Raw genomic sequence first — 23,467 nt, 5'->3', positions numbered from 1 at the left:
GCGATGAACGAGCACATGCAGACGCCGGCGCCCGCCGGCCGCGACGGCGAGACGCGCCCCATCGACGTGGTCTCCCTGTACCCCAGGGACATGAACATCTACGGCGACTCGGGCAACGTGCTGACCGTCACGCGCCGGCTCGCCCTGTACGGCTACGAGCCGCACGTCCACGAGATCAACCAGGGCGACCCCTGGCCCGGGCGCGTCGACATGATCCTCGGCGGCGGCGGCCAGGACACCGGCCAGAAGAAGATCATCGACGACCTGTTCCGCCGCGCGGACGACCTGCGCGCCTTCGCGGCCGACGGCGTGCCGATGCTGATGATCTGCGGCCTGTACCAGCTGTTCGGCGACTACTTCGAGACCATCGACGGCACGCGCCTGGACGGCATCGGCATCATCGGCGCGCACACCATCGGCCGAGACGTGCGCATGATCGGCAACCTCGTCGAGCACTCCGCGCAGTTCGGCGACGTCATCGGGTACGAGAACCACTCCGGCCAGACCTTCCTCGACGACGGCGTGGAGCCGCTCGGCCACGTCGACCACGACGGCACCGGCAACAACGGCGAGGACCACACCGAGGGCGCCCGCGTCAACAACGTCATCGGCACCTACATGCACGGCTCGCTGCTGCCCAAGAACCCCGCGATATCCGACTTCCTCATCCGCGCCGCCGCCGAGCGACGCCACGGGGCCTTTGAGCCGAGGCAGGGCGACGCGCAGCGCGACGAGCTCGCGCGCATCGACGGCGTCGCCGCCCGCGCCCGCAAGGTCGCCGCCTCGCGCCCGCGCTGACGCACCGGCCTCCGACGGCCGCGCGCCGGGCTGGTGTGTGCACCGGGCGGCGCGGCCGCGGTGCGGTAGAGTGGTACTACATCCAAGCAAAGGAGGTCACGATGGCTGATTTCGATCTGGGCGACGGCCTGCGCAAGGTGTTTCTGGCGGGCGTCGGCGCCCTGGCCACCACCGTCGAGAAGGGCCAGGAGATCGTCGACGATCTGGTGAAGAAGGGCGAGCTGACGGTCGAGCAGGGCAAGGCCCTGAACACCGAGCTCAAGCGCAAGGCCGAGGAGGTCAAGGAGCAGTCCGTCAAGAAGGACGAGCCCGCGACCGAGGACAAGGCCGAGTAACGATTTTCCACAGCACGGCACCCGACGATGCGTCGCCCGGCGGCCAACGGCATGCCGGGCGACGCATCATGCCATGACGCCCCCACGATGATGACCGACGATACGCAGCACCCCCAGGACCCGTCCACGCCGGACGCGCACGACGCGCATGCCGCCCGCGGCGACGCCGCGTCGCGCCCGCATGCGGACGCCGACGGCGCCCGCCCGGCCGGCGCGCCGCCGCTGACCGCCGCCGAGGCGGTCGCCGCGCAGGCCGCGGGGGAGTCCGCCGTCCCGCCCCGCGGCGCGCTGTCCGACCGCGTCAACGACGTCATCGGCACGGGGCCGACGCCGGCGCCGCCCCCGCGTGACGACGAGGTCATCGGGCTGTTCGGCGCCCACCGCGACACGTTCTCCGAGCGCTACCACCTGACCCGGCTCAACAAGGTCAGGCGCCTGTGGCAGATCGGCAGCATCGCCAACCAGTTCGACATCCTGCACGGCCTGACCCCCGTGAAGATGCGCCTGATGCTCGAGGCGCTCGGCCCCACCTTCGTCAAGGTGGGCCAGATCCTGTCGATGCGCTCCGAGATCCTGCCCCAATCGTTCTGCGACGAGCTGGCCAAGCTGCGCGCGGACGCCGACCCGATGCCCTACCAGACCGTGATCGACACGCTCGCCGCCGAGTACGGCCGCCCGATCGACGAGATCTTCGCCGCCATCGACCCCACGCCGCTCGGCTCCGCGTCGCTGGCGCAGGTGCACCGCGCCACGCTGACGACCGGCGAGGACGTGGCCGTCAAGGTGCAGCGCCCCGGCGTGCGCGAGACGATGGCGCAGGACGTGTCCATCATGCGCTCCATCGCCAAGGTGGCCGCCAAGGTCGTGCCCAGCGCGCAGGTCGTCGACCTCGGCGGCGTCGTCGAGGAGCTGTGGGACACCTTCGAGTCGGAGACCGACTTCCTGATCGAGGCGCGCAACCTCAGCGAGTTCAAGCGCTTCTGCAGCCGCTACGCGTACATGGACTGCCCCAAGCCGTACATGGACCTGTGCACCGAGCACGTGGTCGTGATGGACTACGTCGACGGCATCTCCGTCGCGCACCCCGAGCGGCTGGTCGCCGCCGGATACGACCTCAAGGAGATCGGCACCAAGCTGGTCGACAACTACGCCACGCAGGTGCTCGACGACGGCTTCTTCCACGCCGACCCGCACCCGGGCAATATCATCATCGACGGCGGGCGGATCGTGCTCATCGACCTGGGCATGACCGGGCGGCTCAACGCCAAGACCCGCTCCGTGCTCAGGGACATGATCTTCGCCGTCGCCAAGCAGGACTCGCCCGCGCTGGCCGACGGCCTGCTGCGCTTCGCCGGCGTCGAGGCGGACAACGCCGACTACCCCTCGCTGCTCGCCGACCTCGACGTGATCGTCAAGGAGTACGGCACCGTCGACCTGCAGGAGCTGGACATCGCCGCGTTCGTCACCGCGCTGACGCAGCTCGCGCAGCGGCACGGCATCGAGGTGCCCAGCACCGTGACCACGGTCGCCCGCGCGCTGGTGACGCTCGAGGGCCTGCTCGACGAGTTCATCCCCGACGTGAACATGATCGAGATCATCTCCGAGCACATCGCCACGTCGAAGACGCCCGCCCAGGCCGCCAAGGACGAGCTCAAATCGCTCGGTGTCGAGGGGCACCAGGCGCTGCACGGCCTGCTCGGCACGCTGGCCGAGGCCAAGGTCGCCGCCCGCATGCTCACGCGCGGCCAGTTGCGCGTCAACATGGAGCTGATCGGCGCCGAGGAGCCGATGCGCAGGCTCTCCGACATGGTCAACCGCCTGACGATGGCGCTGATCGTGGTCGGCCTGTACGTCGGCTCGTCGATCGTGTACTTCGCGGGGGTGCCGCCGATCGTCTTCGGCATCCCGGTGGTCGGGTTCCTCGGCTACGTGGTCGCGTTCGCGCTGTCGGTGTGGATCGTCTTCGACATCTACTTCAAGGGGCGCCGCTCCAGGAGGCGGTAGCCGTCCGCGGCCCGTGTCTCGTCCGCCCCCGCGCCGGGACCGGGCGCGCCGCCGATGGCCCGGTCCGTCGACGGCGCCGGGTTTTCCGCGCAACCCGCTGTGTGGCCCCGCCGATTCGGCGCGCGGCGTAGCGCCGGCGCGCGGGCGGGCTAGCATGGAACCGGCGCGCCGCCGGAACGTGCGGCGCATGGCGGAGGGAGCGTCGGCATGGAGATCAAGGTGTTGCGGTGCTTTCTCGCCGTCGTCGAGCATCGCGGCATCTCCGCGGCCGCGGAGGCGCTGGGGGTGAGCCAGCCGACCGTCTCGCGGCAGCTGCAGGCGCTGGAGGACGAGATCGGCGCGCCGCTGTTCGTCCGCGGCACCCGCGGGCACGGGCTCTCGCTCACCCGGGAGGGGCGCGTGCTGTTCCGTCGCGCGCGGGAGATCGTCTCGCTGGCGGACCGCACGATGCACGAGCTGACCTCCCCGGACGACGACGTGTCCGGCGAGGTGGGCATCGGCGCGGCCGAGGCCGACGTCATGCGGGTGGTCGCGGGCGTCGCGGTCGCGGTGCGCCGCCGCCATCCGCGCATCCGCTTCGACATCCGCAGCGGCAGCGGTCCGCAGGTCGTCGAGCAGCTGGACGGCGGCCTGGTGGACTTCGGCGTGCTGATCGAGCCCGTCGACCTGAGCCAGTACAACCACCTGCAGCTGCCGGTGATGGACTCGTGGTCGGTGGTGATGCGCCGCGACAACCCGCTGGCCGCCAGGCAGGCCATCGCCGCCGCGGACCTGCGCGGCGTGCCGGTGATCATCCCGAGCGGCTCGGAGCGGCGCAACGACCTGTCCGGATGGCTGGGCGGCAGCCTGGCGCGGCTCGACGTGGTCGCCACCACGAATCTGCTGCACAACGCCGCGCTGATGGTCGAGGCCGGGCTGGGGGTCGCGATCGCGCTCCGCGATTCGCTGCTGGACACCTCGGGCGCGCTGTGCACGCGGCCTCTGTCGCCGCCGGTGAAGGGGCGGGTGAGCCTGGTCTGGAAGGAGGGCGTGGCGCTGTCGCCGGCATGCCGCGTGTTCCTTGATATGTTGCGTGCGGAACTGGCCGGGCGTTCGTAAGACGCGGCCCGCGCGATTGCGCGGGGACCCGCGTGCGGTGATTGGAATGCGGCATGGTCATGTTCTGTTATGCCAATCAAACCGAACATCAATAATGTTCGTTTTTAATATATTCAAAAATCGAATATAAAACAGAACGCTGCATATCAAATTTGCATATTAGTTGAAAAACAGCCATTCGTGATATGCATATCAAACCAAGTTTTTCCGTATGGAATAACAGATTGTGCGGGAAAATCGACAGGATATCGAACATGCCGATGTGCGGTATACCCGAATCTGATTCAATGCAAGGGACATAGCGATGTGCCGGCCACCGTCGACGCATCCGCAAAACGGGCGGGGACGAGCCGTTCACGGCTGGGCGACGCCGCGCAGCCGACCCCGCCCCGGTCGCAACGCATGAACGGCAGTCAGAGAAGAAAAGGACGAGCAATGTTAGGTATCAACATCGATGACGTCATCGCCGTCATCCAATCGGTACGGCCGCAGCTCATCGCCATCGTCGTGGCGCTGGTGCTGGGCATCGTCGCCACCGTCGCGGTCAACCGCAGGACCGTCGCCTCGCAGGGCGTGCGCAAGCTCACCCACTCGACGGTGTGGGTGGCGGTCGTCGCGGCGATCGCCGTGTGCGTCAACCTGATGCTGACCGGTCCGCTGAGCAGCATGCTCACGATGGCCACTGCAGAACGCCATGAGCTGACGCAGGAGACCATCGACGCGACCGAACAGCTTGCGGTCGACATCGAGCGCGAGGGCATCACGCTGCTGCGGAACGACAACGACATGCTGCCGCTGACCGACACCGACGCCATCAACGTGTTCGGCTGGGCGTCGACCAACCCGATCTACGGCGGCACCGGCTCCGGCTCGCTGTCCGACGCCTACGCGATGACCTCGCTGCTCGACAGCCTGCACGACGCCGGGTACGAGACCAACGACGAGCTGACCGACTTCTACACCGACTACGGCACCGAGCGCGGCGTGATCGCCGTGACCGAGGCCGACTGGTCGCTGCCCGAGCCGCCGGCCAGCACCTACTCCGACGACCTGATCGCCGACGCGCGCGACTTCTCCGACACCGCGATGATCGTCATCGGCCGCGTCGGCGGCGAGGGCTTTGACCTGCCGACCGACATGGGCGCCGACAGCGTCACCTACAACGACAACTCCGCCGACTACGAGGACTTCCCGGCCGGCACCCACTACCTCGAGCTCAGCCAGACCGAGCGCGACATGATCGACCTGGTCACCAGCAACTTCGACGACGTCATCCTTGTGTACAACGGCGCGAACGCCTTCGAGCTGAGCTTCGTCGAGGACTACCCGCAGATCCAGTCGGTGCTGTGGGCGCCGCACCCCGGCCAGGTCGGCTTCGAGGCGCTCGGCGAGGTCATCTCCGGCGAGGTCAACCCGTCCGGCAAGACCTCCGACACCTTCCTGTACGACCTGACCCAGAACCCGACGTGGAACAACTTCGGCCCGAACCAGTACGACAACGTCTCCGAGTTCGAGATCGAGTCGGTCCGCGGCCTGCGCTCCCCGAAGTTCGTCAACTACATGGAGGGCATCTACGTCGGCTACCGCTACTACGAGACCGCCGCGGACGAGGGGCTGATCGATTACGACGCGACCGTGCAGTATCCGTTCGGCTATGGCCTGAGCTACACGAGCTTCGACCAGCAGATGGGCGAGGTCAGCTTCGACGGCGACACCGTGAGCTTCGACGTGACGGTGACCAACACCGGCGACGTGGCGGGCAAGGACGTCGTCGAGGTGTACTACAACCCGCCGTACTATAACGGCGGCATCGAGAAGGCCTCCGCCAACCTGGTCGCCTTCGACAAGACCGACGAGCTGCAGCCGGGCGAGTCGCAGACCATCTCGATCGAGTTCACCGACGACGACATGGCCTCCTACGACTACGAGGACGCCCAGGCCTGGGTGCTCGAGGCCGGCGACTACGCGATCTCGATCCGCTCCGACAGCCACACGGTCATCGCCGAGCAGACGGTGAACGTGCCCGAGACGATCACCTACGACACCGAGGACAACACGCACAACGGCGACCAGATCGTGGCCACCAACGTGTTCGACGACGCCAACGGCGGCCTGAACTACCTGTCGCGCGCCGACGGCTTCGCCAACGCCGCCGAGGCGCTCGCCGCCCCGACCGACTTCTCGATGGCCGACGAGTACAAGGCGACCTACTACAACCTCGGCAACTACGATCCGACCGAGTTCGACGACCCGGACGACCAGATGCCGACGATGGGCGCCGACAACGGCATCCGCCTGGCCGACCTGCGCGGCGTCGACTATGACGACCCGCAGTGGGACCTGCTGCTCGACCAGCTGACCTTCGACGAGATGGACACGCTGATCGCCGACGCCGGCTACCAGAACGCCGCCATCGACTCGATCGGCAAGGTCCGCCTGTCCGACGTGGACGGCCCGGCCGCCCTGCGCGACAACTTCACCAACGTCAGCTCGATCGGCATGCCGTCGAACATCGTCGTCGCCTGCTCCTGGAACAAGGACCTGGCCCGCCAGTTCGGCCGGACCATCGGCGACATGGCCCACGAGATGTACGTGTCCGGCTGGTACGCGCCGTCCGTGAACATCCACCGCTCGCCGTTCGCCGGCCGCAACTTCGAGTACTTCTCGGAGGATCCGGTGCTGACCGCCGACCTGGCCACCGAGCAGATGCTCGGCGCCGCCGACCGCGGCGTGTACTCGTTCACCAAGCACTTCGCGCTGAACGAGCAGGAGAACGAGCGCAACGGCCAGCTGTGCACGTGGTCCAACGAGCAGGCGATCCGCGAGATCTACCTCAGGCCCTTCGAGGAGATCGTCAAGGCCGACGGCGACGCCCAGGCCATGATGGGCTCCTACAACTACATCGGCAACACCTACGCCAGCGCCCACGAGGGCCTGAACCAGACGGTGCTGCGCGACGAGTGGGGCTTCAAGGGCTTCGTGGAGACCGACTACTTCTCGGGCGCCAACTACTCCTACCAGGACGCCGACCAGGTGATCCGCGCCGGCACCGACGCGATGCTCGCCTCGACCGACACCACCAACCACATCGACGACGACAGCGCCACCTCGGTCATCCAGATGCGCCGCGCCGCGCACAACATCCTCTACACCGCCGTCAACAGCTGGCGGTACGAGAACGGCGAGCCGGACAGCGGCATGCCGGTCTGGCAGGTCGCGATGATCGCGGCCGACGTGGTGATCGGCGTGCTGCTCGTCGGCCTCGAGGCTCTGGCCGTCAAGCGCTGCCTGGACCGCGCCAAGACCGCCAAGGCCAAGGCCTGACCGAATCCAAGGGGCCGGCGGGAGGCCAACGCCATACGGTCGCCCGCCGCCTCCTCCTTTCTCTTCCTCCTACCGCGAACGACGTGCATCCCGGCATCCGGGGCGCACGTCGTTCGCGTAGGGGGCGGAAAGACCTGAGCTCCGGCTAGGCTCGGTAGCAGGATGACCAAGGGAGGACCATCATGGCAAAGAAGAACACGGCGGGCAGGGCGCTGCTGCTCGGCGCGGCGGCCATCGGCGCCGCGGCCTGGGCGATCGCCCCGCGCGGCTTCGCCGACAAGCGCGACCACTACGTCCCCGCCGTCCCCGACGCGCTCTACGCCCACCGCGGCCTGCACGACGCCGGCTCCGGCCTGAGCGCGCAGTACGCGGCGGAAAGTGGCGAGTACGTCGCGCTCGCCCGCCGCATGGCGATGAAGGGCGGGTACGGCACGCCGGAGTGCGCCGGCCCGATCGCCCCGGAGAACTCGCTGGCCGCGTTCGCCGCCGCCTGCGAGGCCGGCTACGGCATCGAGCTGGACGTCCAGATGACGATGGACGGCCAGGTCGTCGTCGTGCATGACGCCGACCTGATGCGCGTCGCCGGCGACCCGCGCCGCGTGGCGGACCTGACCTACGAGGAGCTGACGCGCATCCCGCTGTTCCCGGCCCCCTCGCGCCCCGGGTGCGCGCTCGCCGAGCCGGTGCCGAACGCGGTCGAGGCGCCGGCGCTGGTGGTCACCCCCTCGGCGCCGCCGCGGGGCTACTACCAGCACGTGCCGCTGTTCTCGGACGTGCTCAGGGTCGTGGACGGCCGCGTGCCGCTGATCGTGGAGTACAAGTTCGAGGGCACCGACTGGACGCCGCGCAGCGATGAGCTGATGGAGAAGGCCGACGCCCTGCTGCAGGCCTACGACGGCGCGTACGTGGTCGAGTCCTTCCATCCGGGGGCGATGCACTGGTACCGCGAGCACCGCCCCGAGGTCTGCCGCGGCCAGCTCGCCGAGTCCGCGCCGCTCGGGCGCTCGGGCGTGGTGGACTGGCTGGCCGGCCTGCTCGCCTTCGACTGGCTGTCCCGGCCCGACTTCGTGGCCTACGACTGGCGCGGCGGCGCCAGCCCGCAGGTGCGGCTGGCCCGCGCGATGGGCGCCGTGCCCGTCTCCTGGACCGTGCGCAGCCGCGACGAGCTCGCCGAATGCGACGAGTGGTTCGACCACCACATCTTCGAGTCCTTCGTCCCCGACCGCGCCTGACCGCGGTCCGATGCGAACGGGGCCGCGCATCCCGGAGCCCGGGGGCGCGGCCCCGTTCGCATTCCGGGCGGCCGGCCCGGTCGGTCAGCGCAGGGGGAGCGTCGACTCGCGCTGCACCAGGCGGCACGGCACGTATTCGACGCCGTGGTGCGGGCGGCCCTGGATCGCGTCGAGCAGCCGCCGGGCCGCGATGTGCCCGATCTCCTCGGTCTGGTTGGCGATGCTGGTCAGCGGCGGCAGCGAGTCGAGCGTGAGCACCTGCCAGTCGTCGTGCCCGATGACCGCCACGTCGCGCGGCACGGCCAGCCCCTCCTGGCGCAGCGTGTCCAGGCAGCCGCGCGCGATCTGGTCGTTCTGGCAGACCACGCCGTCGAAGTCGATCCGCTGGTCGATGAGCAGACGCGTGGCCGCCCGCCCCCACGCCTCGGACCACTCGTTGAACCGGACCGGGCCGGCCGGCTCGAGGTTCGCCTCGTGCAGCGCGCCCATCGAGCCGCGCAGGCGGTCGAACGACGCGGTGAACGTGTCGCTGCCGCCGATGATGGCGATCTTGCGCTTGCCGCACGACAGCAGGTGCTCGACCGCCATCCGGCCCGCCTGCACGTTGTCGCTGGTCACCGAGCAGTCCTCGGGGTCCTCGCTGGGCGCGTAGGCGTAGACCAGCGGCACCTGGGCGGGGTGGGGCAGCGGCGCGCGCGGGTTGGTCTCCTGGCCGGCGACGAGGATGCCGTCGACGTTGTGCGAGATCAGGAAGTCGAGGCTGTTGCGTTCCAGCAGCGTGTCGCCGCGGGCGTTGCTCAGCAGCACCGTGTTCGAGGTGTTGCCGAGCTCGTCCTCCGCGCCGATGAGGATCGGCGTGCTCCACCGGCCGACCAGGTCGGAGGTGATGATGCCGATCGAGTTGGTCTTGCCCGTCGCGAGCGACTGGGCGAAGGTGTTCGGCGCGTAGTCCAGCCGCCGGGCGATCTCGGCGACGCGCGCGCGGGTGCTGTCGCTGACGCGCGGCTGGTTGTTGAGCGCCTTCGAGGCGGTGGCGAGCGAAACGCCCGCCGCGGCGGCCACATCGGCGAGCGTGACCTTGCGGTGCGGTGTGTCCCCCGTAGCGTCATCCTTCATGAGGCTGACCTCCTTGTGCATGTCCCTTGCGGACAGTATAGCCGCAATCGGTCCGGTTTGCGAAATATTTTTCGCATTAACCATAGGGGCGGGGGTGGTCGCGGATGGTCGGCGGCGTTGGTTTCTCTGTGTCGTGACGGGATATGGTGGGAAAAAAGTCGGGGGGGGGGGGGGCTTCGTTGCTTGATAAACGCAAGGAAAACTTTACCGTTCCGTGATGGCTTATCGTTCGTGATCGTATATGTTTCTGTGCGGTTTTGGTGCGATGTGTGAGTGTTTTGGGGCGATCGTCCCAAATGTGATGGAGACGTGAAGAAAATGCGAAAGCGATTTTGCATTCACGCCGACGCTGCCCTATGATGAGAAAAGGCTTTCGCAGTTTTCCTCGAAGCTCATGGAAGAACGACGGGGAGGCGCGGGCCGAACGGCGGATGCTCCGCCACCGACTCTCACTGCTGAGCGGTAACCGAACAAGAGAAAGAAGCGAACATGGTGTCTTTCAACAAGGCCGCGCGAACGCTTGCCGGCATCGCGGCCGCTGCGCTCATCGTCCCCCTGGCCGCCTGCGGCGGCAACGGCGGCACCGCCGCCCCGGCCGACATCCCCGCCGAGGGCACCGACGACGGCACCGAGATCACCCTGTGGACCCGCTCCCCGCTGGAGCGCCAGGCCCAGGCCGTCGTGGACGCATACAACGCCTCCCACGAGAACCAGGTCAAGCTCGAGATCATCCCGAACGACGACATGGAGGGCCGCGTCGGCGGCGCCTCGCAGACCGACTCGCTGCCCGACATCCTCGCCGGCGACGTCGTGCGCATCCCGTACTGGGCCTCCGAGGGCATCTTCGCCGACATCACCGAGCAGATCGACGGCCTGGACAACCTCGACGACCTGCAGCAGGGCCACATCGAGGCCGGCACCGTCGACGGCGCGAAGTACACGCTGCCGTTCATCACCGACGTCTCCGTGTGGGTGTGGAACAAGGACCTCTACGAGCAGGCCGGCCTCGACCCCGAGCAGGGCCCGACCGACATCGAGTCCTTCACCGAGCAGGCCAAGGCCGTGGCCGCCCTCGGCCAGGACGGCGTCGCGGGCTCCTACCTCGCCGGCCAGTCCGGCGGCGCGCTCGCCTTCGACCTGTTCCCGTCCGCCTGGGCCGACGGCGAGGCCGTCATGAACGAGGACGGCACCGAGGCCATGCTCGACAACGACTCGATGAAGGCCGTGCTCGACTCCTACCGCGAGCTCGCCAACACCGACAACGGCCTGGGCGCGGGCTCCAAGGAGGAGACCGGCGCGACCTGGACCGCCCCGTTCGCCAACGGCGTCATCGGCGTCATGCCCTACCCGAACACCTCGCTCAACGACATCTTCGACGCCGAGGCCTCGGGCGGCTTCGAGGTGGGCGTCACCCCGATCGCCGGCACCTCCGGCGGCACCTCCACGTTCCTGGGCGGCGACGCGATGGGCATCTCCAAGGACAGCGAGCACGTCGCGCAGGCCTGGAACTTCCTGCACTGGCTGATGCAGTCCGACACCCAGGCCGAGGTCTTCGCGGCCAACGGCTACACCGCCTCGAACATCGAGACGCTGCAGACCGCCTACGAGGACGCCGACCCGCGCATCCAGACCATCAACTCCACGATCATCGACGGCAACGGCCAGACCCCGAAGTCGGCCGCCTTCAACGAGGCGTTCAACGCCGCCGGCTCCCCGTGGCAGCTGCTGATCCAGAACTACGTGTGGGGCTCGGGCGACAGCCTCGAGGCCGACAACCAGGCCGTCACCGACATCCTGGCCCAGTGACGGCCGACGGGCGCGGCCCGCATGCGGAGCCGCGCCCGTCCCGCCCCTCCTCCGCTTCATTGCCTTTCCCCTTTTCTCCTTTTCCTTCCTCCGACGGACGGCGGCCGCGGGCCGTCGCGGGCCGCCCATGCGCGCCCGCGCGTCCCGCGACGCCCGTCTTCCGGGGCCGGGACCGCGCCGCCGAGGCACGTCACGGGCTACGGACCGCAGCCGGTCCGGGGCCCATGAGGGATCTCACCGACGAATCCCCGCAATCCAACCAAGTGAGGAGAGAACTATGACAAGCGTCTCCAAGCACCCGGCGAAGACGCGTTCGAGGGAGCGCGCCGACGCCACGCGACGCGGCCTGTTGTACGCGCTGCCCGACTGGGTGATGATCGTCGCGCTGTTCTTCGTGCCCATCGTCCTGCTGATCGTCATGGCCTGCTCGCGGTGGAGCCTGATGGGCGGCAACCGCGGCTGGAACTTCCCGGACAACTTCATCGAGGTGTTCAACCACCCGCTGCTCGGCCAGTCCATCGTGTTCACCCTCGAGTACACGGTGATCGTCACGATCTTCCTGCTGGTGCTCGGCCTCGGCCTGGCGCTGATGGTGCAGGAGTCCAGCCGCTGGAACAACGTGCTGCGCACCTGCTTCCTGCTGCCGAGCGCCACGGGCCTGGCCTCCGCCTCGCTGCTGTTCTACGCGCTGTACTCGCCGCAGGTCGGTCCCGTCACCAAGATCCTGAGCTTCTTCGGGCTGATGGACGAGGGCGGCTCGGTGCTCGCCACCGGCCAGAGCGCGCTGTGGGCCACGATCATCGTCATCGTCTGGCGCTTCTCCGGCTACTACATGCTGCTGATGATGATCGGCCTGCAGTCGATCCCCGGCGACCTGTACGAGGCGGCCCGCATGGACGGCGCCGGCACGTGGCGCATCTTCCGCTCGATCACGCTGCCGCTGATGAAGCCGACCATCGTGATGTGCCTGGTCTACTGCGTGACCGGCTCGATCCTCGCCTTCGACCAGTTCTTCATCCTGACCAAGGGCGGCCCGAACAACGCGACGATGACGGTCGTGCAGCTGATCTACAACTTCGCCTTCGACTCCAAGAAGGACCTCGGCATGGCGGCGGCGCTGTCGCTGGTCGTGCTCGTGGCCCTGATGATCATCAACTCCATCCAGATGCGCGGCATGCGCGACAACACCAAGTAAGGAGGTACCCGCCATGACCACCCCGTTGTGGAAGCGCGTCATCGCCCGCGTGCTGCAGGCGATCCTCGCCCTCGTCTTCGTCTCCCCGCTCATCTGGGTCATCGTCAGCTCGTTCAGCCCGCAGCCGGGCTCCGCCCAGACCGACGGCTGGGGCGTGAACAACTACATCACGCTGTTCAACTACCAGGCCGGGCTGCCGGCGTACCTGTTCAACTCGATCGTCATCTCGCTGGTCACGATCGTGCTGTCGGTCGTCATCTGCACGATGGCCGGCTACTCGTTCTCCCGCTTCGACTATCCGGGCCGCAACCTCGGCTTCATGGTCACGCTGTCGATCCTGATGGTGCCCTACGCCTCGCTGCTCATCCCGCTGATGGTGTGGTACAGCCAGATCGGCCTGAACAACACGCTGGTGGGCATCGGCCTGGTGCTCACGCTGTTCCAGCTGCCGATGTCGACCTTCATCATGCGCAACGCCTTCGACGCGATCCCCAAGGACATGGAGGAGGCCGCGATGGTCGACGGCTGCAACTCGTTCCAGGCGCTGGTGCGCATCCTGGTCCCGGTCGTCAAGCCCTCGATGGTCACCGTCGGCCTGCTCGCGTTCCTCGAGGCGTGGAACAACTTCATGATCCCGCTGTACCTCGCCGGATCCGACAACACCCCGCTGCCGCTGGCGATGGTCAACATGCGCCAGCAGACGATGGGCGTCATCGACTACGGCGCCACCGAGGCCGGCGTCGTGGTGCTGCTCATCCCCGCGGCCATCCTGTTCCTGGCCCTGCAGAAGTACTACGTCAAGGGCTTCATGGCCGGCGCCGTCAAGGGCTGACGGCCATCCGCCCGGCCGCGCCGACGCCGGCCGGGCGGCGTACCACCCACCCGTCCCGACCCTCTCCGCCGGACCACGGCCGGCGCGCGCCCCGGGCGTCATGCCGCAGGGCGCACGCCGGCCGCGCCATGCCGGCGCACCGCCGCCGTGGGGCGCGGCAGAGGCCGGGATCGCAACGAAACGGACGAAACGCAAATCATGTGCACTACCAATCCCAAGCCGAATCCATACCGCTCGGAGCGGGGGCTCCCGCAGGTGGAGATCACCTCGTCGTTCTGGCGGCGCTACGTCGATCTGGTCACCGAGCAGGTGCTGCCGTACCAGTGGTCCGTGCTCAACGGCGAGCGCGACGTCGCCCTGCCGCCGGACCCGGGCGGCAACCCGGTCGACGAGTACGACACCCGCAACCACGCCATGCGCAACCTGCGCGTGGCCGCCGGCGACATGGACGCCCCGTTCCACGGCATGCTGTTCCAGGACTCCGACGTCTACAAGTGGCTCGAGGCCGTGGCCTACGCGCTGCAGCGCCGCGACGACCCCGAGCTGCGCCGGCTGGCCGACGAGGTCGTCGACGTCATCGCGCGCGCCCAGCGCCAGGACGGCTACCTGGACACCTACTTCCAGATCAAGGAGCCCGAGCGCCGCTTCAGGCGCATCCAGCAGTCGCACGAGCTGTACGTGATGGGCCACTACATCGAGGCCGCCGTCGCCTACTGGCAGGCCACCGGCAGCGAAAAGGCGCTGGACGTGGCGCGCCGCATGGCCGACTGCATCGAGGCGAACTTCGGCGACGGCGAGGGGATGATCCACGGCGCCGACGGCCATCCGGAGATCGAGCTGGCCCTGGCCCGCCTGACCGAGGCGACCGGCGAGGCGCGCTACGCCGAGCTCGGCCGCTGGCTGCTCGACGTGCGCGGCCGGGACCCGGAGTTCTACGACGAGCAGAACCGGGCCGACGGGTGGGAGCGCGACTTCTTCGCCGTCATCCGCGACTTCCCTCGCACGTACTACCAGGCCGCCGAGCCGGTCGCCGACCAGCGCGACGCCGACGGCCACGCGGTGCGCGTCGGCTACCTGTGCACCGGTCTGGCGCACATCGCCCGTCTGACCGGCGACGCCTCGATGGCCGCCTCGGCGCGGCGGCTGTGGGACAGCATCGTGCGCCGCCGCATGTACATCACCGGCCAGGTCGGCTCCACGCATGTGGGCGAATCGTTCACCTACGACTACGACCTGCCGAACGACACGATGTACGGCGAGACCTGCGCCAGCGTGGCGATGAGCTTCTTCGCCCGGCAGATGCTGCTGTCCGAGCCGCGCGGCGAGTACGGCGACGTGCTGGAGAAGGAGCTGTTCAACGGCGCGCTGGCCGGCATGTCGCTCGACGGCACGCACTTCTACTACGTCAACCCGCTGGAGGCCGACCCGGCCGCATCCGCCGGCACGCCGGACAAGAAGCACGTGCTCACGCACCGCGCCGGCTGGTTCGCCTGCGCGTGCTGCCCGGCCAACCTGGCCCGGCTGATCACCTCGATCGACCGCTACATCTACGCGACCTGCGAGGACGGCACGATCCTGGCCGACCAGTTCATCGCCTCGAAGGCCGTGTTCCCCGACGGCGTGACGGTCGACCAGCGCGGCGACTACCCGTGGGACGGCGCGATCTCGTGGAGCATCGCGAACCCGACGGACGCGCCGGTCCGCTTCGGCGTGCGCGTGCCGGCGTGGTCGGCGAAGGGCTGCGAGCTGCGCGTCGACGGCCGCCGCGTGCCGGCCGACGTGCGCGACGGGTTCGCGTACGTCGACGTGCCCGCCGGATGCGAGGGCTTCACGGTCGAACTCGATCTGGACATGGCGGTGCGCCTGGTGCGAGCCTCGAACCGCGTGCGCGAGGACGTCGGCAAGGTCGCGGTGATGCGCGGCCCGCTGGTGTACTGCGCGGAGGAGTGCGACAACCCCGGCCCGCTGTGGCTGTACTCGCTGAGCGCGGCCTCGCCGACCGAGGCGGGCTACCGCTTCGACCCCGACCTGCTCGGCGGCGTGGGCGTGGTGACGCGCGCCGCGATCCGCGCCGCGCAGGACGCCGAGGACGCGCCGCTGTACGTCGACGCCGCCGAGCGCGGCATCTCCGAGCTGGTCGAGCTCAAGATGGTGCCGTACTACGCCTGGGCGAACCGCGCCGACGGGCAGATGACGGTCTGGCTGAACCGGACCTGATCCGGGGGCGCGCCGCGCCGCCCTGGTGCGGACGCGGCGCGCGCATGGACTTGCCCGGCGCCGGCGGGGAGACAACCGCCGCGACGCCGGGCGGGCGGCGGGTCCGCCGGGCTGGAGCCGGCGGGTTCGCCGCGGAACGAGAGGCGGCCGGTCGTCCGTTGCGGACGGCCGGCCGTTTTTGCATGCGTGCGGCGTGCGGCGCCGTGCGCGTTGCCGGGTGCTGATCGGCGTGCGGCGGGGGCGCTCCTCGGGGCGTTCCGAGGGCGCCGCGACCGGCCGCAACGAACACGCGGGGAAAAGTTGCAAAAGGGGTTTCGCATACCGTATGATGGCCATTAGCTGCGATTGACCATATCTCCAGCATGTATTTTCGCAGTTTTCTCTCGTTTCGATGCGATATCCGCATACAGGCGTCGGCTCCGACGACGGTGGTCTGACGCAGGAAGACAGACAACAGGCGACAGCCTGGGAGGAGTTCAGTGTATGAATGCACGGATTGACCGCAGGGCGGGAACATTCCGCACTGCGTTGACCAGATCGGGGACGGCGCTGGTCGCCGGTCTGGTCGCGGCGTCGATGCTGATGCCGGCATCGACGGCCGCCGCGGCCGACGCCGCGATCGACAACCCGAACGCGGCGATGGGCTACCCCACGTTCCGCGGATCGGACGACCCCACCTACCTGCAGTACCTGAAGGACAACGGGCTGGTCTACGACCCGTCGACCAGCTACCTGCAGCAGATCTTCGACAAGGACGTGGCCAACGGCGCCGGCACCGACACCGACCACGACTTCTACATCGACAGGATCCTGACCCGCACCGGCGCCGCCCCGACCGGCACCGGCACGAACGACGCCGGCGACTACCGCTACGAGGGCGCCGACGGCAACAGCTACCTGTTCGCCCGCGGCCGTGCGGCGTACATGTACACGCACACGCCCGGCTCGCTCGGTTTCGTCGGCGACGCCGCGTACTGGGACTCCACCGGCAAGTCCGGCTTCACCGTAAACGTGAGCCTGAACGGCGCCGAGCAGCGCATGCGCGAGGACACCACGCAGCGCAAGCAGACCCCGAGCTACTTCACCACCGTGTTCTCCAACGCGGACGGCACGCTCACCGTGACCGAGACCAAGTACATCACGTACAACAACGTGATGGTCGCCAACCTCGAGATCACCTCCTCCACGGGCGGCGAGGTCACGCTGACCGCCGAATCCCCGTTCGCCGCCTCCGGCGAGAACGGCGCCACCGAGCTGACCGGCCGCACCAACGCGAAGAACGACCTGACCACGCTGCATCCGCGCTTCTCGGGCAACGGCTTCGCCGTCCAGGACGGCACGCTCGTCTCCACGCTCGCGCTCGCGGCGGGCGAGACGCAGTCCACCAAGCTCCAGCTCGGCCTGATCACCGACGAGCTGCCCGGCTCCACCGCCGAGTACGAGGCCCGCTACACCGGCGACCTCGTCGACCCGGTCGCCTCGTACCGCGACTCGGTGACCGAGTACAACCGCTGGTGGGTCGAGAACATCCCGTACGTGGAGACCCCGGAGCACAACATCGACAAGACCGTGGTCTACCGCTGGTGGCTCGCCCGGTTCAACTCGCTCGACGCGAACATGCCCGGCAACACCTTCCAGTACCCGACCTCGATCGAGGGCGTGCTCGGCTACAACAACCAGATCGTGCTGACCTCCGGCATGTTCATCAACGACACCAAGTGGCTGCGCAACCCTGACCTGGCCTACGGCACGTGGGTCTCGGCCGGCCAGACCGCCAAGAAGGGCGAGTCGGGGTACTACTACTACCACGACAACCCGGGCGACCCGGCGAACTGGAACCACAGCTACACGCAGTACATCACCAAGGCCGGCTGGGACTCCTACAAGGTCCACGGCGGACCGTCCTCCCTGGCCGAGGCCCTGGGCGACTACGGCTCCGACGACGTCAACGGCCTGCTGAACTCCGAGACCGAGCCCGACGCCAACGACAACCAGAACGACAACGAGAACTACCTGATCGACTGGTCCTGGTGGTCGATGACCGGCAACGACGCGGACGCCGTCTCCTTCTCCGAGCCCGGCCGCTCCGGCCAGCGCATGGACCGCGCCGACGGCTCCGCCAACATGTGGGCGAACGCCAACGCCTCGGCCCAGGCCTATCAGGCCGCCGCCGACGCCGAGACCGACCCGGCGAAGAAGGACGAGCTGCAGGCCAAGGCCGACGCGATGCAGCAGACCGCCGACAACATCCAGCAGGCGGTGCTCAAGGAGCTGTGGAACCCCGACACCAAGCTCATCCAGCACAAGTGGCTGAGCGACGGCGCCTTCGCCAAGTACAAGGAGAACAACAACTACTACCCGTACTCGGTGGGCCTGATCCCCTCCGAGGGCGAGGAGGGCTACCAGGAGGACTACGAGGAGGCGCTGCGTCTGTTCGCCGACGCCGACGAGTTCCCGATCTTCCCGTTCTTCACCGCGAACCAGGCCGACAAGGAGGAGCTGGGCTTCCCCGGGTCGAACAACTTCTCGATCATCAACGCGACGCCGCTGCTGCAGATCTACTCGGCCGGCATCCGCGACTACAACGCCGACGAGCACGGCTACATCACCAACGAGACGTTCAAGAAGCTGCTGTACTGGGTGGCGTTCGCGCACTACCAGGGCGGCGACAACAACTATCCCGACCAGAACGAGTTCTGGAACATGGATAACGACGACGTCGACGACCTCAACGGCGACGGCGTGGTCAACAACGTCGACAAGAACATGGACGCCAGCCTCGACGGCGGCAAGATCACCTACCGCTCCTGGATCCACCACACCCAGCTCGGCACCACGAACTGGACGGTCATCGAGGACGTGGCCGGCATGGTGCCGCGCGAGGACGCCAAGATCGAGCTCAACCCGATCGCCATCCCCGGCTGGGAGCACTTCACGGTGAACAACCTCAGCTACCACGGCCAGGACCTGTCCATCGTGTGGAACAACGACGGCACGTACAACGCGCCCAAGGGCTACACGCTGTACCTGGCCGGCAAGCCCGTGTTCACCTCCGACAGGCTGGCCCACCTGATCTACGACCCGTCGACCGGCGCCGTCGAGGTCGCCGACGACAGCGACGCCGTGATCACCGGCGCGACCACCGCCACGCTGCCCGCCGCCAACCAGGTGACCTACGGCGCCGAAGACCGCGTGACCGAGATCTTCGCCACCTCCGGACAGAACATCGACGCCGCCTCCGACAGCCAGATCGACGTGGCGCGCGGCGCCGACGTCGAGGCCACCTACGAGGCCGACGGCTACCCGGCCGCCAACGCGGTGGACGGCAAGAACGTCATGGAGTCGTTCTGGGGCACCAAGGGCTCGCCCAACGCCAAGGACACGATCACGGTGACGTTCAGGGGCGGCGCCCAGACCATCGACGACGTGCGCCTGTACTTCTACCAGACCTCGTCCAGCCAGACGATCTCCGGCTACAAGGAGCCGTCGGTGTACACGCTGGAGTACCAGGACGCCGCCGGCGAATGGCACAGCCTGCCGAACCAGGTGCGCACGCCCACCTACGCGGGCGCGAACTACAACCGCATCCAGTTCGACCCGGTGAGCGCCGTCGCGATCCGCGCGACCTTCACGCCGCAGGCCGGCCAGGCCGTCGGCCTCAAGGCCATCCAGGCCTACGGCACCGGCATCGAACCGGCCGCCGAGCCGACCAACCAGGCCCCGAGCGTCGACGCCTACGTCGACAGCAGCACCTCGGCCGGCGCCGCGGTCGTCGGCACGGTCAAGGACGACGGTCTGCCGAACGGCGGGCTCAGCGTCGCCTGGGAGCAGGTCTCCGGCCCCGAGGGCGGCGTCGCCTCCTTCGCGGACGACACGGCCGCCAGCACCATGGTGACCTTCAACATCGAAGGCGACTACGTGCTGCGCCTGACCGCCTCCGACGGCGAGAAGAGCTCCTCGGCCGAGCTCTCCGTGCACGGCGTGCCGTCCGACGGCACCGTGAACATCGCCACCCAGGCCACCGCCACGGCCAGCTCCCGCAACAGCTACGCCATCGGCGACGTGGACATCCTCAACGACGGCATCGTCGACCTTGAGGGCTCCGACACGATGAAGTCGTGGAACAACTGGGGCAACGCGCAGGACAAGACCCCGACCGTCACCTACAAGTGGGATGGCGAGGTGCCGCTGAGCAAGGTCCAGGCCTACTTCTGGACCGACAACGGCGGCGTGCTCCTTCCCGCCGGCTGGACCGTCCAGTACTGGGACTCCGCGGATGAGGACTGGAAGGACGTGACCCTCAAGGAGGGCCAGTCCTACACCGTCAATCGCGCCCAGGGCAACGAGGTGTCCTTCGAGCGGGTATGGACCAGCAAGATGCGCATCGTGATGACCAAGCGCGCCGACGACGGCAACGGCGTGGGCCTGAGCGAGCTCGAGGCCTACGCGGCCGACCCGCTCGGCGTCGACGACGTGCACCGCATGGTGCAGACCGGCACCAAGGCCGAGGATCTGGACCTGCCGGACACCGTCGAGGCGTACTATGCGGACGGCACCCGTCACGGACTGACCGTCAGTTGGCCGGCCGTGACCGATGAGCAGCTCGCCGCCGACGGCGTGCAGACGCTCAACGGCGTCGTCACCGGTTCGCTGGGCGGCGCGCAGGCCGTGCTCGACGTCAAGTCCGACGCCGCCAGCCAGACCTCCGGCACCGCGCAGCCGGTCGAACAGAGCGTCCATCGCGGCGCCGCGTCGATCGACCTGCCGGCCACCGTGCCGGTCCAGTTCCCGAACGGCGCCCAGGACGACCGTGCGGTCGTCTGGAACGAGGACGACGTCGCCGCCATCGACCTCGACGAGGTCGGCGACTACGAGGTGACCGGCACCGCCGACGGTTCGAGCGGCCCCGCCCGCCTGACCGTCCACGTGCTCGTCAACCCGAATGACGCGCAGGCTCCCGACCCCGATCCGGAGCCTGAACCCGAGCCCGAGCCGCTTGAGGGCTGGATCGAGGGCCGCGTCGCAGGCGCGACGGTCAGCCACCAGTCCGGTTTCGCCACCGGCGGCGCCGACGCCCTGCACGACGGCGCGCTGGTCGACGAGACCTGGCCCGACGGCGACGACCAGGACGTGAACATGAGGGTCTGGGGCAGCTGGGGCGCGGCCGTCGACGGCATGTACGCCGAGTACACCTGGTCCGAACCCGCGCTGATCGACTCGGCCCGCGTGCAGTTCTGGGCGAACTTCGCCGGAGGCCCGTCCCAAAAGGGCGGTCTGGAGATTCCCGACGGCTGGGAGATCCAGTACCGTGGAGCCGACGGCGCCTGGACGCCCGTCACCCCGACCGCGGACGGCGGCTACGCCACCGTGCGCAACGATCCGAGCCGGCGCGGCGAAGGCGAGGGCGGCGGCTGGAGCACCGTGGCCTTCGAGCCGGTCAAGACCGACGCGTTGCGCCTGGTGCTGCATCCGCACCTGAGCGACGACGCCACCTTCGGCGCCGCCGTCGCCGAGTGGGGCGTGCACGCGCAGCCGCAGGAGGATCCGGAGCCGGAGCCCGAGCCCGAGCCCGAGCCGGAACCGGTCGACAAGACCGCGCTGAAGTCCGCGATCGACGCCGCAGGCAGCCTGGACGCGAGCCGCTTCACCCCGGCCTCGTGGCAGGTGCTCGCCGATGCGCTGGCCTCCGCCCAGGCCGTCTATGACGACGCCGAGGCGACTGCGGACGATGTGGCCGCCGCCATCGCCAAGCTGGAGGACGCCCAGAAGAACCTGGTCGCCAAGGCCGATACGGCCGCGCTCAACGCGGCCATCGACGCCGCCTCCAAGTTCGTCGAGGGCGACTACACGGCCGAGTCGTGGCAGGCGTTCGCCGATGCGCTCGCCGCCGCCCAGGCCGTGGCCGCCGATGCGAACGCGACCCAGAATCAGGTCGACGACGCGCTCAAGGCGCTTGTCGAAGCGCAGGACGCGCTTGTGGGCGCCGCTTCCGCCGACAAGAGCGGCCTGGACAACGCGATCGCCTCGGCCGGCCAGCTCAACCAGGGCGACTACACGGCCGAGTCGTGGCAGGCGTTCGCCGATGCGCTCGCCGCCGCCCAGGCCGTGTCCGCCGACGAGAACGCCACCGCCGAGCAGATCGCCGAGGCGCTGGCGAACCTGAACGCCGCCCGCGAGGCGCTGGTTCTGGCCGGCGGCTCCGCGAACGGCGGGCAGCATGCCGGCGGCTCCGGCGGCCAGCTGACCGCCACCGGTTCCGCCGTCATCGGCATCGGCGCGGTCGCGCTCATCGCGCTGGGCGTCGCCGTGGCGCTGGCGGTCCGTCGCCGCATGGCGGGCCGCTGACCCGCAGGTCCGGCCGCGCAGCCCCGCGCCGCGCGGCCGGACCCCGTGCAACGCCGGACGGGTCGGCGGACCTGCCGGGCCGCCCGGCATGAGACATGACCATGGGCCGTGCACCCCGCAACTGCGGGATGCACGGCCCATGGTCGTATGGGGCCGGCGCCTGGCCGGCCCGGTGCGGGCGTCAGTCGATGACGCCGTACAGGCGGTCGCCGGCGTCGCCGAGGCCGGGGACGATGTACGCCTTGTCGTTGAGCTTCTCGTCGACGGCGCAGACCACGACCTTGAAGTCGATGGACGGGTCGATGTTCTCCTCGACGAACTTGATGCCCTCGGGCGCGGCGATGATGCACAGCGCCGTGACGTCCTTGGCGCCGCGCTCGGCCAGATAGTGCGTCGCGGCGACGAGCGTGCCGCCGGTCGCGAGCATCGGGTCGATCAGGAAGCACTGGCGGCCGGTCAGGTCGTCGGGCAGGCGGTTCGCGTAGGTGATCTGCTGGGTCGGGTGCTCCTCGTCGCGCTTCATGCCGAGGAAGCCGACCTCGGCGGTCGGCAGCATGCGGGTCATGCCGTCGAGCATGCCCAGGCCCGCGCGCAGCACCGGCACGATGATCGGGCGCGGGTGCTTGACGAGCTTCTTGCCGACCATCGGGCAGATCGGCGTCTCGATCGGGCAGTCCTCGACGTCGATGTCGCGGGTCGCCTCGTAGGTCTCGAGCATGACCAGCTCGGACACGAGTTCGCGGAAGGTGGCGGATGGGGTGTTCTTGTCACGCAGGACGGTGAGCTTGTGGTCCACCAGCGGGTGGTCTAAAACATGAAGTTCCATACCTACTAGGGTAAGCCCTGGGGGCGAGGGGAGCCAACCGCCGCGTCGGCGCGGACTCGGGCCGCCGGGCCTTGCGGGCGGGCGATGGGGCGGACCCGCGGCGGGGATTGGCGGCGGGATCGGCGAAGTGGGTGAAGCGCCGAACCATGAAAGCGCCTGTCGGCGCAAACGCCGCTCGCAGCGGCAACAAATGGAGCCCGGGGCTTAAGCATGGCCCGGCGCGAACCCCATTGTAACGGGTATGCGCGCGAGCCACGCCGTGTCTGCCGTGGATCGGGGAGTCCGGCGATTATGCCCCGCGCGGCCCGCCGGACGAGGGGTTTCTGCCGCGGATGGGGG

General features: G+C 68.8%; 13 protein-coding genes. 11 read left to right on the top strand and 2 right to left on the bottom strand.

Annotated features, from left to right (window positions below; all coding sequences use genetic code 11):
• The first annotated feature begins 3 nt into the window (after nucleotides 1–3).
• The 6 genes from KIH73_RS01530 to KIH73_RS01505 all read left to right on the top strand — a co-directional run bounded on the left by KIH73_RS01530 (nucleotide 4) and on the right by KIH73_RS01505 (nucleotide 8,791).
• Nucleotides 4–798, top strand: coding sequence for a type 1 glutamine amidotransferase (locus tag KIH73_RS01530; protein WP_236022502.1), 795 nt, complete (start codon nucleotides 4–6; stop codon nucleotides 796–798).
• A 101-nt stretch (nucleotides 799–899) separates the two neighbouring features.
• The gene (locus tag KIH73_RS01525) at nucleotides 900–1,133 is read left to right on the top strand and encodes a phasin family protein (RefSeq protein ID WP_219079838.1); all 234 of its coding nucleotides are present in this window, start codon (nucleotides 900–902) and stop codon (nucleotides 1,131–1,133) included.
• Nucleotides 1,134–1,223: 90 nt separating this feature from the next.
• Entirely contained in the window at nucleotides 1,224–3,137 is a 1,914-nt protein-coding gene (locus tag KIH73_RS01520) for an ABC1 kinase family protein (protein WP_420830205.1), read from the top strand.
• 207 nt (nucleotides 3,138–3,344) lie between these two features.
• Nucleotides 3,345–4,235, top strand: coding sequence for a LysR family transcriptional regulator (locus KIH73_RS01515; RefSeq protein ID WP_219079836.1), 891 nt, complete (start codon nucleotides 3,345–3,347; stop codon nucleotides 4,233–4,235).
• Nucleotides 4,236–4,670: 435 nt separating this feature from the next.
• The gene (locus KIH73_RS01510; protein ID WP_219079834.1) at nucleotides 4,671–7,559 is read left to right on the top strand and encodes a glycoside hydrolase family 3 protein; all 2,889 of its coding nucleotides are present in this window, start codon (nucleotides 4,671–4,673) and stop codon (nucleotides 7,557–7,559) included.
• A 182-nt stretch (nucleotides 7,560–7,741) separates the two neighbouring features.
• Nucleotides 7,742–8,791 carry a glycerophosphodiester phosphodiesterase family protein gene (locus tag KIH73_RS01505; RefSeq protein WP_219079832.1) on the top strand — a complete coding sequence of 350 codons (1,050 nt, stop codon included), beginning with the start codon at nucleotides 7,742–7,744 and terminating at the stop codon, nucleotides 8,789–8,791.
• A gap of 84 nt (nucleotides 8,792–8,875) precedes the next feature.
• On the opposite strand, the gene KIH73_RS01500 is transcribed toward KIH73_RS01505, so the two are convergent.
• Nucleotides 8,876–9,907: a LacI family DNA-binding transcriptional regulator gene (locus KIH73_RS01500; protein ID WP_219079830.1), complete on the bottom strand. Its 1,032-nt coding sequence runs from the start codon at nucleotides 9,905–9,907 to the stop codon at nucleotides 8,876–8,878.
• Between the two features lie 489 nt (nucleotides 9,908–10,396).
• On the opposite strand from KIH73_RS01500, the gene KIH73_RS01495 reads away from it, so the two are divergent.
• The 5 genes from KIH73_RS01495 to KIH73_RS01475 all read left to right on the top strand — a co-directional run bounded on the left by KIH73_RS01495 (nucleotide 10,397) and on the right by KIH73_RS01475 (nucleotide 22,302).
• Nucleotides 10,397–11,713, top strand: a complete 1,317-nt coding sequence (locus KIH73_RS01495; protein ID WP_219079828.1) for an ABC transporter substrate-binding protein — start codon at nucleotides 10,397–10,399, stop codon at nucleotides 11,711–11,713.
• Between the two features lie 277 nt (nucleotides 11,714–11,990).
• Nucleotides 11,991–12,908, top strand: coding sequence for a carbohydrate ABC transporter permease (locus KIH73_RS01490; RefSeq protein WP_219079826.1), 918 nt, complete (start codon nucleotides 11,991–11,993; stop codon nucleotides 12,906–12,908).
• A gap of 13 nt (nucleotides 12,909–12,921) precedes the next feature.
• A complete protein-coding gene (locus KIH73_RS01485) occupies nucleotides 12,922–13,740 on the top strand; it encodes a carbohydrate ABC transporter permease (RefSeq protein ID WP_219079824.1) in 819 nt (272 codons plus the stop codon).
• Nucleotides 13,741–13,938: 198 nt separating this feature from the next.
• Nucleotides 13,939–15,957: a glycoside hydrolase family 127 protein gene (locus tag KIH73_RS01480; protein WP_219079822.1), complete on the top strand. Its 2,019-nt coding sequence runs from the start codon at nucleotides 13,939–13,941 to the stop codon at nucleotides 15,955–15,957.
• Between the two features lie 576 nt (nucleotides 15,958–16,533).
• A complete protein-coding gene (locus KIH73_RS01475; RefSeq protein ID WP_219079976.1) occupies nucleotides 16,534–22,302 on the top strand; it encodes an Ig-like domain-containing protein in 5,769 nt (1,922 codons plus the stop codon).
• 181 nt (nucleotides 22,303–22,483) lie between these two features.
• Here KIH73_RS01475 and upp read toward each other — a convergent pair whose 3' ends face one another.
• Nucleotides 22,484–23,128 carry a uracil phosphoribosyltransferase gene (upp, locus tag KIH73_RS01470; RefSeq protein ID WP_219079820.1) on the bottom strand — a complete coding sequence of 215 codons (645 nt, stop codon included), beginning with the start codon at nucleotides 23,126–23,128 and terminating at the stop codon, nucleotides 22,484–22,486.
• Nucleotides 23,129–23,467: the final 339 nt, after the last annotated feature.

The organism is Bifidobacterium phasiani (assembly GCF_019331775.1).
GTDB classification, from domain to species: domain Bacteria; phylum Actinomycetota; class Actinomycetes; order Actinomycetales; family Bifidobacteriaceae; genus Bifidobacterium; species Bifidobacterium phasiani.
Note: the sequence above shows the minus strand (reverse complement) of the source record. Positions and strands in the feature narration are given on the sequence as shown.

Bases quoted from the DNA above. Each gene is read 5' to 3' on its own strand.
- KIH73_RS01530 (WP_236022502.1), top strand. From the start codon at position 4: ATGAACGAGCACATGCAGACGCCGGCGCCCGCCGGCCGCGACGGCGAG.
- KIH73_RS01525 (WP_219079838.1), top strand. From the start codon at position 900: ATGGCTGATTTCGATCTGGGCGACGGCCTGCGCAAGGTGTTTCTGGCG.
- KIH73_RS01520 (WP_420830205.1), top strand. From the start codon at position 1,224: ATGACCGACGATACGCAGCACCCCCAGGACCCGTCCACGCCGGACGCG.
- KIH73_RS01515 (WP_219079836.1), top strand. From the start codon at position 3,345: ATGGAGATCAAGGTGTTGCGGTGCTTTCTCGCCGTCGTCGAGCATCGC.
- KIH73_RS01510 (WP_219079834.1), top strand. From the start codon at position 4,671: ATGTTAGGTATCAACATCGATGACGTCATCGCCGTCATCCAATCGGTA.
- KIH73_RS01505 (WP_219079832.1), top strand. From the start codon at position 7,742: ATGGCAAAGAAGAACACGGCGGGCAGGGCGCTGCTGCTCGGCGCGGCG.
- KIH73_RS01500 (WP_219079830.1), bottom strand. From the start codon at position 9,907: ATGAAGGATGACGCTACGGGGGACACACCGCACCGCAAGGTCACGCTC.
- KIH73_RS01495 (WP_219079828.1), top strand. From the start codon at position 10,397: ATGGTGTCTTTCAACAAGGCCGCGCGAACGCTTGCCGGCATCGCGGCC.
- KIH73_RS01490 (WP_219079826.1), top strand. From the start codon at position 11,991: ATGACAAGCGTCTCCAAGCACCCGGCGAAGACGCGTTCGAGGGAGCGC.
- KIH73_RS01485 (WP_219079824.1), top strand. From the start codon at position 12,922: ATGACCACCCCGTTGTGGAAGCGCGTCATCGCCCGCGTGCTGCAGGCG.
- KIH73_RS01480 (WP_219079822.1), top strand. From the start codon at position 13,939: ATGTGCACTACCAATCCCAAGCCGAATCCATACCGCTCGGAGCGGGGG.
- KIH73_RS01475 (WP_219079976.1), top strand. From the start codon at position 16,534: ATGCTGATGCCGGCATCGACGGCCGCCGCGGCCGACGCCGCGATCGAC.
- upp (WP_219079820.1), bottom strand. From the start codon at position 23,128: ATGGAACTTCATGTTTTAGACCACCCGCTGGTGGACCACAAGCTCACC.